The organism is Microcoleus sp. OTE_8_concoct_300, from assembly GCF_031383065.1.
Taxonomy (GTDB): domain Bacteria; phylum Cyanobacteriota; class Cyanobacteriia; order Cyanobacteriales; family Microcoleaceae; genus Microcoleus.
In genome coordinates this window covers 20,030-30,214 of the sequence record NZ_JANMZH010000402.1, presented here as the reverse complement: position 1 = coordinate 30,214, position 10,185 = coordinate 20,030, and the positions used below count along the sequence as shown (strand labels likewise).

The 10,185-nt window shown below is 46.0% G+C and carries 12 protein-coding genes; 7 read left to right on the top strand and 5 right to left on the bottom strand.

The window, feature by feature from the left end; genetic code table 11:
• Positions 1-610 precede the first annotated feature (610 nt).
• Entirely contained in the window at positions 611-1,156 is a 546-nt protein-coding gene (locus ACUVJL_RS18375) for a hypothetical protein (protein ID WP_445247178.1), read from the bottom strand.
• A gap of 359 nt (positions 1,157-1,515) precedes the next feature.
• On the opposite strand from ACUVJL_RS18375, the gene rfbB reads away from it, so the two are divergent.
• From rfbB to hpsJ-A, 4 genes are all read left to right on the top strand, one after another.
• Positions 1,516-2,622, top strand: coding sequence for a dTDP-glucose 4,6-dehydratase (gene rfbB, locus ACUVJL_RS18370; RefSeq protein WP_445247177.1), 1,107 nt, complete (start codon positions 1,516-1,518; stop codon positions 2,620-2,622).
• A gap of 391 nt (positions 2,623-3,013) precedes the next feature.
• Positions 3,014-3,865 carry a cyanoexosortase A gene (crtA, locus tag ACUVJL_RS18365; RefSeq protein ID WP_445247176.1) on the top strand — a complete coding sequence of 284 codons (852 nt, stop codon included), beginning with the start codon at positions 3,014-3,016 and terminating at the stop codon, positions 3,863-3,865.
• Positions 3,865-4,533, top strand: coding sequence for a cyanoexosortase A system-associated protein (locus ACUVJL_RS18360; RefSeq protein WP_445247175.1), 669 nt, complete (start codon positions 3,865-3,867; stop codon positions 4,531-4,533). Before crtA ends, ACUVJL_RS18360 begins: the two co-directional genes overlap by 1 nt.
• 171 nt (positions 4,534-4,704) lie before the next feature.
• Positions 4,705-5,382, top strand: coding sequence for an HpsJ-like protein, cyanoexosortase A-associated (gene hpsJ-A / locus ACUVJL_RS18355; RefSeq protein WP_445247174.1), 678 nt, complete (start codon positions 4,705-4,707; stop codon positions 5,380-5,382).
• Between the two features lie 94 nt (positions 5,383-5,476).
• On the opposite strand, the gene ACUVJL_RS18350 is transcribed toward hpsJ-A, so the two are convergent.
• The 4 genes from ACUVJL_RS18350 to rpaB form a co-directional block, all read right to left on the bottom strand.
• Positions 5,477-5,881 carry a type II toxin-antitoxin system VapC family toxin gene (locus ACUVJL_RS18350; protein WP_445247173.1) on the bottom strand — a complete coding sequence of 135 codons (405 nt, stop codon included), beginning with the start codon at positions 5,879-5,881 and terminating at the stop codon, positions 5,477-5,479.
• Positions 5,882-6,009: 128 nt separating this feature from the next.
• A complete protein-coding gene (locus ACUVJL_RS18345) occupies positions 6,010-6,201 on the bottom strand; it encodes a hypothetical protein (RefSeq protein WP_445247172.1) in 192 nt (63 codons plus the stop codon).
• Positions 6,202-6,253: 52 nt separating this feature from the next.
• Entirely contained in the window at positions 6,254-6,904 is a 651-nt protein-coding gene (locus tag ACUVJL_RS18340) for a cofactor assembly of complex C subunit B (RefSeq protein WP_333442122.1), read from the bottom strand.
• Between the two features lie 167 nt (positions 6,905-7,071).
• Positions 7,072-7,803: a response regulator transcription factor RpaB gene (gene rpaB / locus ACUVJL_RS18335; protein WP_071587789.1), complete on the bottom strand. Its 732-nt coding sequence runs from the start codon at positions 7,801-7,803 to the stop codon at positions 7,072-7,074.
• 163 nt (positions 7,804-7,966) lie between these two features.
• Between rpaB and radA the strand changes: the two genes are divergently transcribed.
• The 3 genes from radA to ACUVJL_RS18320 are packed head-to-tail and all read left to right on the top strand — an operon-like array spanning position 7,967 to position 10,182.
• On the top strand, positions 7,967-9,523 hold the full coding sequence (gene radA / locus ACUVJL_RS18330) for a DNA repair protein RadA (RefSeq protein WP_445247171.1): 1,557 nt from the start codon (positions 7,967-7,969) through the stop codon (positions 9,521-9,523).
• Between the two features lie 45 nt (positions 9,524-9,568).
• Complete coding sequence (locus ACUVJL_RS18325; RefSeq protein WP_445247170.1) at positions 9,569-9,799, top strand: type II toxin-antitoxin system Phd/YefM family antitoxin; 231 nt, start codon at positions 9,569-9,571, stop codon at positions 9,797-9,799.
• On the top strand, positions 9,796-10,182 hold the full coding sequence (locus ACUVJL_RS18320; protein WP_445247169.1) for a type II toxin-antitoxin system VapC family toxin: 387 nt from the start codon (positions 9,796-9,798) through the stop codon (positions 10,180-10,182). The genes ACUVJL_RS18325 and ACUVJL_RS18320 overlap by 4 nt, the downstream gene beginning before the upstream one ends.
• Positions 10,183-10,185 lie beyond the last annotated feature (3 nt).

Here is a 10,185-nt window from a genome sequence, read left to right as displayed (position 1 = left end):
AGATTGTTTAACTCTCAGCGACAGAGCTCTTGACTAGCTACGCATCCGCCCGGTGTCGTGACTCAAAAAACGTAGTCCGCGAAGGACTTAGGCCCGTCAGGATGGCTTTCTAGATTTCTCTTTCAAGCCTTATGCCTTTAGGCTAAGGTTCCTGACAACCTATAGTTGTAATCTGTAGGGCTATATTTCCCAGGCTACCAGGCGATTTGAACTTTTGCCGTCTACCCTCAGATTGATCTGAAGAGTATTTCTGGCGATCGCCTCGGCAGCGTAATGTCTCGCTTTGAGTCATCTAATTCTTTCTTCAGTTTTCAATCGGATCAAATACAGTAGGAAGACGGCACTGCCGTGTTTTGACCAGGAGCGGCGACTTTTAATAATTGATATAAAATTGAGGATTGTAGCAAGACTTTTTTAAATTGGTATTAATTCGGCCGTTTTTTGCTTCGCCGGAATATGATATTGTGCGCTATCGATTCATCGGTCATTTTTTGCAGAGCTTGGCGATCGCAATGACAGGAAATTGTAGGGGTAGATAATTTCACCTCAAAAAACCTCCTTTCCTTGCAAGATAGGAGGTTCGCTGAGCAAATACTTTGGTTTTAGATAACTATTTGAGGCTCGCGCTTTGGACTTGTTCGATCGCAATTTCCGAACTCAACTCGGCAACTGGCGAAACCGGCAAATCCAGCTCGCCGCCCGGAGCTTCAGGGTGTTCGCGAACGGCTGCAACCGCATCTGCTGACTCAGCTACAGCACCCGCCGCCGCCAAATCGAGCAACGCCGGAACTTCCAGGTATTCAGAAACACCTGCATCTGCGATCTGATCGATCGGCTCTTCACAAACTTCAAAATTATCGCTCATCGCAGCGCAAGCAGCAGAGGCGCGCTTGCCGGCACGGTAGCTCATGTAGGCCGCACCGCCACCCAAAACTCCAGCCAAACCTAGGAAACCGAGAGCTGCTGTTTTGTAGGATTTCCACGGATTCATTTGATCCGAGCCACCGGAACCTAGAAGCGTTGTCGCAGAACCAGATTTAGCCGCCCCAGATTTGTTGTAGGAACAGGGGTAAGCAGATGCAGCGTCACCTAGTGCGATGCTGCTTGCGATCGCGACGACGGAAGCAATGCCAGCTAACACTTGAAACTTCTTCATGGTTTTCTGGAGATTGTAAAGGATAATTAAAAAATTAATGGTAACAGCTCTTTACAAATGTATCAACTCTCTTGCGGCCAAAATCGCGGATCGATCGCAAATGTCAACTATAGCCTCACACAATTCAAATTTAAAGTTGCCAGCTTAAAAATATTAAATGCTTGCTCTGTAAGCGTTTTGACCAAAAAAAAACTCTTTCTTAAAGTCAGGTGAGCCCATAGCGGGGCGATCGCGCCCATATTATAAAATCTCAAGTGAGACAAGAGAAAATTTAATGACATGGAGACCCACACTTGATGAGAAACTACTTTTAACGGTACTTTTGAAAAGACTTAGTTATTGGAAAAACTTTTATTTTTATGACAGACAGCGGGAATCAAGGCATTGAGCGATCCCCTCGCCGATTGTTGGTGACGGGCGGAGCTGGATTTATAGGCTCGAATTTTGTGCATCACTGGTGCAGCAGCTATCCGGGCGATCGAGTAGTGGTACTCGACGCTTTAACCTACGCCGGCAACAGACAAACCCTGGCAACTTTGGAAGGAGGAGAAAATTTTCGGTTTGTGCAGGGGGATATTTGCGATCGTACCCTAGTCGATACCTTGCTGAAAGAAGAAAACATCAACACAGTCGCCCACTTTGCAGCAGAATCCCACGTTGACAGGTCAATTATCGGGCCCGGAGCCTTTGTTCAAACAAACGTTGTCGGCACCTTCACACTTTTAGAAGCCTTCCGCAAGCATTTAGAAGCAATTGATGAGTTGTCTCTCAAAGCACAAATGCGCTTCCTCCACGTTTCTACCGACGAAGTTTACGGCAGTCTCGGCCCCGACGACCCAGCATTTACAGAAACAACCCCGTACTCGCCCAACAGTCCCTACTCAGCTTCCAAAGCTGGTAGCGACCACCTCGCCCGCGCTTATTTCCACACCTACGGCGTCCCGACAATTATCACCAACTGTTCAAACAATTACGGTCCCTATCACTTCCCAGAAAAGCTCATTCCATTAATGTGCATCAATATACTATTGGGCAAACCGCTGCCAGTATACGGCGACGGTCAAAACGTGCGAGATTGGCTCTACGTGCTCGACCACTGCCGCGCTTTAGATGCCGTTATTCACCGCGGCCAACCAGGGGAAACCTACAATGTTGGCGGTAACAACGAGGTAAAAAATCTCGATTTAGTAAAAATGCTGTGCCAGCTAATGGATGAATTAGCTTCTGATTTGCCCGCGCGTCCTTGCGAACAATTGATTACATTTGTCAAAGACAGAGCCGGGCACGATCGGCGTTATGCTATTGATGCCACCAAAATTAAAACAGAGTTAGGTTGGACTCCCTCAGTAACAGTTGAAGAAGGTTTGCGGCAAACTGTGGAATGGTACTTGGCCAATCGTCTGTGGTGGGAACCCCTGCTTTCGGAGGAATATCAAACTTACTACCGGAAAGTCTACTCTAATTAATCTACTCTTGGGCGCACCGGCCGCCAGAAAGCCGAACCGGTAAAAAACCCGGTTTTCAAGCTCAAGAGTGCGTCCAAAAAGGTTTCCGTCTTGCCGAATTGCTTTACATTTAAACTTCTGGCGCCGAAACCAGGTTTGAGGGAGGAAAATCTTTCGTGGAGTGCGATCGCCAGGAGTTAAAAAACCCGCTTTCTTTGGTATCAGCGCCTAACTTCAGATTTAATTAGGTGGAGGTAAATATCACAAAGATTCACTTTTGTCAATTTTTGTGAAGATTTAGTTAACAATCATCCCAAACGCATAAATTAAAGTGTTTCTGGCGGATAATTTGTATAAAGTTACCACGTTAAGTAAGCACTTTAGAAGCTTTTACTAAAAACAGAAAGTAGCAATGACCGAAATCAACTGGCTCAAGCACGTCCAAGAACCTAAATACTGGCTGTTAGGCATCGCCTCCGGTTTGATTGCCCTGCACCTAACTCTGGCTTATAGAACAAACGACACTGACCTATTCGGCACAATGTTACTGTTTTGGGGAGTCGTGGCATTTTTCATTTGGGAAAAGCACGAATCCTTAACTTTTGAAAGCGGAGTTTTCGCCAGCTTCTTTGGGGCATCGTTACTTGCTTTAATATTGCTCAAAAGTTCGTCGATATCTGGATACGACTTGTTTATCAGAGCAACGCCTTTTTTGTCGGGAATCAGTCTTGCATTACTGGCTTCTGGCACAAAAGGACTGAAACAATATTGGCAGGAACTTATAATTCTTGGCTATACAGCTATTCCTCCTGGATTTATCGGAGTATTCGTTGATGTAGCCGCATTAACAGCAAAATTTTCAGCTTTTATCCTGCACTATCTAGGATTTGAAGTGGTGCGGAAAGGGGTTTTGCTAATCCTGGAAAAGGGAAGCGTGGAAGTGTATCACGGCTGTTCGGGGGAGGTTGTGATTCTACAAGTGTTAGGAATGGCTGTGCTTTTCTTGCTGATGTTTCCAACAACGGTGGGTCAAAAAATTCTAGTGCCACTCGTGGCAATAATTAGTGCATTTGTAGTGAATGCTGCGCGAGTTGCTCTCCTGGCCTTGCTGGTATCGCTATCTCAACCCGAAGCATTTAAATACTGGCACCAAGGAACTGGTTCGGTAATCTTTTCGATGATTGCTGTATTTATTTTCGGGTTATTCTGCTGGTTTGCAATTTTGAAAGACCAACCCCAAAATAAGGAAGAACAGAATTGCTAATGGCTATTACCTCTTGGAAACCAGTTAGGCTTTCCCTCTTGGCTGTTACTTTGGGAGGGGTTTTGTTGGTTGCCGGAAAAGTGGTTTTCTCTCCATCTGCCAACAAGCATCTGGCAACCCCGTTTGAGTTTCCCGAGTCGGTGCCTCTAGCCGATTGGAAACTGCACAAGAGCGCTCCGCTCGAAATTAGGGACAATTCAGGATTCAAAGCTGCCAGGAAATATGAATATCAAAAAAATAGCAGGGATCTAGAAATAGAGATGCGCTATGCCGTAGACACCCTTGGGGAAGTGGAAGGTATGATGAAGGCAAATACAGTTCTCAAGTCATCTCCTGGTAAACTAGCATTAGTAAACACTCAAGGCGCGGGGTTTCACGGAATTTTGCAACTGAACAATAGACTGTATTTGAGTTCGTGTATCAATCCTAGCGGCGGTGCTACAGTCACTTCCCAACAGTTTAGATATAATCGAAATACTCGCGATTGGCGCCCGAACCGCATTCTGTTTTGGTTGTTGGGTCGCGGAAATATTCAAGACCGGCGCTGTTTGTGGACTCAGATGTCTGTGCCTTTGGATAAAACAACTCCAGAAGATGCCAAAAAAATTCTAGAGAATGCTTGGGTTTCTTGGTATGGGTGGTGGCAGCCGCGATTTCCCGAGCCTTGAGTCTAGTCAGTCGATTTTAGATTTGAGATTTTAGATTTACTCCACAGATAAATCTGGAAGCTTGAACAAGAGTCTAAAATTTTTGACTATCCACGACAGGAGTCGGGGTCTTGTATCCGTTTTTGGGCGGGATCAAGAGAGATTTTTCTTAACAACAATTCTGATTATTTTATGAATGACGTACAAGGTGATCAAGGTTTTTCTATCTACAGGCTGCGTTGGATTGGCTACGGTCTGTTAATTTTGTCTGTATTAGATACGATTGCAGTTCTTATACCAGCAAATTTTGGCAATCGCCTCTGGGAATTGCAGACGATTGGGGCTATAGTGGAACGGGTGCCAGTTCCTCTACTGGCAATGGCGCTGATATTTTTTGGAGAAGGGTACGACCGCAAACGTTTCGAAGACCTTTTTTTGAAGCTTTTGTCTTGGCTGTGTCTGCTACTAGGTCTGGTTTTTCTGTTGATGCTGCCTTTGGGAATTTTTGGCACTATCTACGTCAACAACCAAAACAACCAGCAAATTGAGACTCAAGCAAAGCAACAATTTGCTCAGTTGCAGCAGGTGCAAGAACGGCTGACTAAGGGTAGTCCTGAAGATTTAAGGACTTTGGCGGGGGAACTTACCCGTTTGGGGGTACAAGCGGATACGGAAAACCCACAGCAATTGAAAGACCAAATTCTTTCGAGAATTACTCCGGCTAAGGAACGGTTGCAGACGCAAAAAGCTGCTGTTCAGTCAAGTCAGCGCTTGGGGTTATTTAAAAATGCTCTTAAGTGGCTGCTGGGCGCGCTGATTTCTAGTGTTTTGTTTTTTACGCTGTGGCGCGGTACAGATTGGGCTCGGTAGTAGTTTTGAGTTTTGAGTTTTGAGTTGGTAAGGTGCGCATTGCGCACCCTACCAACTTATAAATTCAAACAGAATCCACACATTTCAACCTCTATTATTTAAGAGTCTGCTCTTCAGGATATGCCAAAATTTTCGCGTCAGCCGTCAGCACCGGACACCCATATATTTTCGCTGTTGCTATAATAATTTGGTCAGCAGGATGGCGGTTAAAACCCGTGAGTTTGGTTGACTCAATAATCATAGGAATTGTGAGTTCGAGTTGCTGCACTCCCGGATCAGCTAAAGCTGCTGCTAACCACTCATCAACTACTAGAGACAGAGTTAGTCTTCCCAGCTCTACCAATTTAGCGACTTCCCAACAATAAATTATGCTAACTCCTAAACCTTGAGACTGATATTGTTGTATCCAATCCTGGTGTTTTTGAGTCAGTCGCCTATTGTTGTCAACCCAGCACACCCATATATGAGTATCCAGTACAATGATTGCAGCACTTCCCAATCTTCTGAGGGTGCAGCAGGTTCAAAGGGGTCATCATAGCGCTAGACTCTACCGTGTAGAGGGTACAAAAAAGCTTTTTTTATCGTTCCGTTAACCAAATTTAGATCATTAACCAATTGTTGATATTGCTATAGTTCTGTTTCTTCTTCAGAAGTGAGAGCTGATTCGGTTTTTTGAGCGATTAAGGTTTCTATTCGATCCTGTATTTTGGTGGAAATGCCAAATACTAGGAGTCCTTTGAGTAGCTCAATACGGAGCGAGCCCTCCCTCGGTAAGCTGTTGGGTAAACGGTACAGATTGAGGAGCAAATTAGTTGTCATAGTAGCTCGGTTTAAATGTTATGGGAAGGTGCGCATTGCGCACCCTACAAAGTTAAGAACTTAGGTGCTGTATGAGGGTATTTTCTAGTTTGTCGGCAATCCCTTCAACCCAGTTTTCATCTTGTTTGGTGTAGCTGCGGGGTGCGTTAGCACCTAAGATTAAAACGCCTTGAGTCCCTATCGGCTGACAGATGACTCCTTGAGTATTTTCTGGCAAATAGTCAAATTCAATTCGCCCGGGATAAATATTGAGATTTACTAAATAAACAGGTTTGTTTTTGTCGAACACTCGCTGCAAAATCGGCCCGGGTTTGACTTCGGGATTGATGCCTAAAATGCCGCGCCGCAATAGGACTTTTCCTTGATACAAAATCACGATCGACCTTGTGGCGGTATTTGTCAACAGCAAACGCGACGCCCAGGCTAATTCTATTTTCACCGCCTCCGGCAAATCCGGCGCAAATTCAAAACCTTCTTCGCCGATAAGTTTTACGGAATCCGGCGATCGCGCTTGCACCTGCTGCCACAGCAAACCTGTTAAAATCAGCAGAGCGCTGATGATTACTCCCAAAGCGTCCGATCGAGCTTGAGAATCTGTGATTTGCTCTGTCAGCAAGCGGTTGACCATTAGCAGCGTACCTGCTAACCCTCCTGCAACTAAGGGCAATTGCCGCAAAACTCTATTGGGATCAGATTTTGTCATTAGTCAGTAATCATTAGTCATTAGTCATTAGTCATTAGTCATTAGTCAGCAGTCAACAGTCATCAGTCAACAGTCATTAGTCAGTAATCATTAGTCATTAGTCATTGGTAATTGGTAGTTGGTAATTTAACTAATGCCAACTGCCAACTGCCAACTGCCAACTAACTTTATCCTACCTCCCCAATTTCGACAATTCGCTGGAACAGATAGCCTGTGCCGCGGGCGGTGAGAATTAATTCGGGATTGCTGGGGTCGTCTTCCAACTTTGCCCTAAGCCGGGAGATGTGAACGTCCACTACGCGGGTGTCTACGTGGCGTTCTGGCGTGTATCCCCACACTTCCTGCAAAATTTCCGATCGCGAAAAAGGCTCTCCAGAACGGCTGACAAGCAGTTCTAACAGGCTGAATTCCATGCCCGTGAGCCGAATTCGTTCGTCGCCTTTGTAAACTTGGCGCTTGTTAGTGTCAATCCTAATATTAGTGACGTGGATGACTCCGGAGCTGGGAATGCCCGAGGCGCCGTTTTTGTCAACTCTCCGCAGTACCGAACGGATGCGGGCTTCGAGTTCTTTGGGAGAGAAAGGTTTGACGACGTAATCGTCGGCGCCCAATTCTAAACCGGTGATGCGATCGGCTACGTCTCCCAAAGCAGTTAGCATGATGATTGGTACGTCTGACTCTTTGCGCAACTCCTGACAGACGCCGTAACCGTCGAGCTTTGGCATCATCACGTCCAAAACCACTAAGTCGGGTTCGGTGTTGCGAAATGTTTCGAGAGCTTCTTCGCCGTCAGCAGCGGTGACGACATCGTAGCCAATCATCGAAAGGCGAGTCTCCAGAATGCGACGGATACTGGCTTCGTCATCGACTACCAGAATTTTTTCTTTATGGTTTTCCAAGTTACCGAGCACTCCTTAAGTTACATTTCAGATAATGTTAATTTTTTGTACCCTATCATAGAAGACACAAATTGATCATGTGTGGGGATCGGTCTGAAAGCTTGATAATTGCTTTAACTCAGACTTTTCTAAATGTTAGGGTGACTATTTATCATAGTAAACAATGCCTAAGCCTCGAATACAATATATTTGTCGGGAATGCGGGTATGATTCACCACAATATTTTGGCAGGTGTCCTAGCTGTCAGAAGTGGGATTCTTTTGACGAGCAGGTAGAACAACCTACTGCTGGTGTGCCGCGGGCTGGTTTAACTGGGGTGACAACTAAGACTGTGGGCGGTTCGCCCCCTGATAAGTCGAAGGGTCAACCAAGGGTATCTTTCCGATTATCGCAGATTGCTGACCAAACTCAGTCTCGCTGGCCTTCGGGTTACGGGGAACTCGATCGAGTTTTGGGAGGCGGGATTGTTCCCGGATCCCTGGTGTTGATTGGGGGGGAACCGGGAATCGGGAAATCGACGCTACTGTTGCAGGTGGCGAATATGTTGGCCCGCAAGGATCGGATACTGTATGTCAGTGCGGAGGAGTCCGGCCAGCAGGTGAAGTTGCGATCGCAGCGCTTGGGCGTGGCTAATCCGGTTGAGTTGTCAAGCAACGGCGGGCATAAATCCGGCAGCAACGGGGAAGCTAAAACAGATTCCGAGGACAATTCAGCGGAGAATTTCTATTTGCTTCCCGAGACAGATTTAGAAGTTGTTTTGCGGGAGTTGGAAGCGCTGAAACCGAATGTGGCGGTGATTGACAGCATCCAAACTATTTATTTTGCTAGTTTAACATCGGCTCCGGGTTCGGTAGCTCAGGTGCGGGAATGTACATCTGCTTTGATGCAGGTGGCGAAAAGGGAAAATATTACTTTATTTATTGTCGGTCACGTTACGAAAGATGGAGCTTTGGCGGGGCCGAGGGTTTTGGAACATTTGGTAGATACTGTACTGTATTTTGAGGGCGATCGCTTTGCTTCTCATCGACTTTTGCGATCGATGAAAAACCGTTTTGGCGCGACTCACGAAATCGGCGTTTTTGAAATGGTAGCCCACGGTTTGCGAGAAGTAGATAATCCGTCCGAGTTATTTTTAGGAAATAGAGATGAATTTTCTCCCGGTACTTCGACGACTGTTACTTGCGAAGGAACTCGACCGATTTTAGTGGAAATTCAGGCGTTAGTTAGCCCTGCAAGTTTCGGTTCGCCGCGCCGCACTACTACTGGTGTGGACAATGCTAGATTGCAGCAAATTTTAGCTGTTTTGGAGAAAAGGGTGGGGATTCCTTTATCTAAATTAGATGTGATTTTGGCGACGGTGGGCGGGTTGAAGGTGGACGAACCGGCCGCGGATTTGGCAGTTGCGATCGCCGTTGTGGCCAGTTTTCGCGATCGGGTAATTGATGCACGCACTGTCTTGCTTGGGGAAGTGGGTTTGGGGGGACAGGTGCGGCCGGTTTCGCAATTAGAGTTGCGGCTGAGGGAGGCGGCGAAATTGGGTTTCAAAAGGGCGATTATTCCTAAGAATCAACCCGTGCCAGATTTGGGAATGGAGATTATTCCCGTGGCGAAGGTAATCGATGCAATTATTGCGGCGATTCCTGCTACCCCGGCTCAGTTGCAGTCTGTTGATATAGAGTTGCCATCGGTTGATTTGGAGGAAGATGATTTGTTGAATTGAGTTAGAAGGGTGATGTTATAAATTGATAGTAAGGAGGCACGAATTATGTATCAAGTAGACATTATTGAGGCTAAAGAAAAGCTTCTGGAATTAATCGAAGCGGCGATGAGAGGGGAAGAAATTGCGATTACTCAAGATAACCAGCCTGTTGTAAAATTGGTAGTAATTCCCAAACAAGCTAAACCCAATCGGCAAGCAGGAAGTGCCAAAGGAATGGTTTGGATGTCCGATGATTTTGACGACCCGCTAGAAGAGTTTAAGGAGTACAGGTCATGAGGTTGTTGTTGGACACTCATGCCTTTATTTGGTATACGACAGACAGTTCAAGACTCACCGCAACAGGGAGATCGCTAATTGACAACGGAGAGAACGATATTCTCCTCAGTACAGCTAGCGTCTGGGAAATGGCGATCAAACATAGTATAGGGAGGCTAACTTTTAGTATGCCTTTTATGGAGTTTATCAAGCAGCAGATCGCAGTTAATAGAATTGATATACTGGAAATAACTTTCGACCACATTGAGGTTGTGGCTTCACTGCCTTTGCATCACCGTGACCCATTTGACAGGCTGATAATTGCACAATCTATGGCCCAACAGATACCGCTTTTGAGCGTTGATGCTATTTTTGATGCTTATGCGATCGCGTGGCTGTGGTGAATT

What these genes read in the sequence shown, in the direction of transcription:
- ACUVJL_RS18375 (WP_445247178.1), bottom strand. Translation starts at nt 1,156, where the DNA reads ATGAAGAAGTTTCAAGTGTTAGCTGGCATTGCTTCCGTCGTCGCGATC.
- rfbB (WP_445247177.1), top strand. Translation starts at nt 1,516, where the DNA reads ATGACAGACAGCGGGAATCAAGGCATTGAGCGATCCCCTCGCCGATTG.
- crtA (WP_445247176.1), top strand. Translation starts at nt 3,014, where the DNA reads ATGACCGAAATCAACTGGCTCAAGCACGTCCAAGAACCTAAATACTGG.
- ACUVJL_RS18360 (WP_445247175.1), top strand. Translation starts at nt 3,865, where the DNA reads ATGGCTATTACCTCTTGGAAACCAGTTAGGCTTTCCCTCTTGGCTGTT.
- hpsJ-A (WP_445247174.1), top strand. Translation starts at nt 4,705, where the DNA reads ATGAATGACGTACAAGGTGATCAAGGTTTTTCTATCTACAGGCTGCGT.
- ACUVJL_RS18345 (WP_445247172.1), bottom strand. Translation starts at nt 6,201, where the DNA reads ATGACAACTAATTTGCTCCTCAATCTGTACCGTTTACCCAACAGCTTA.
- ACUVJL_RS18340 (WP_333442122.1), bottom strand. Translation starts at nt 6,904, where the DNA reads ATGACAAAATCTGATCCCAATAGAGTTTTGCGGCAATTGCCCTTAGTT.
- radA (WP_445247171.1), top strand. Translation starts at nt 7,967, where the DNA reads ATGCCTAAGCCTCGAATACAATATATTTGTCGGGAATGCGGGTATGAT.
- ACUVJL_RS18325 (WP_445247170.1), top strand. Translation starts at nt 9,569, where the DNA reads ATGTATCAAGTAGACATTATTGAGGCTAAAGAAAAGCTTCTGGAATTA.
- ACUVJL_RS18320 (WP_445247169.1), top strand. Translation starts at nt 9,796, where the DNA reads ATGAGGTTGTTGTTGGACACTCATGCCTTTATTTGGTATACGACAGAC.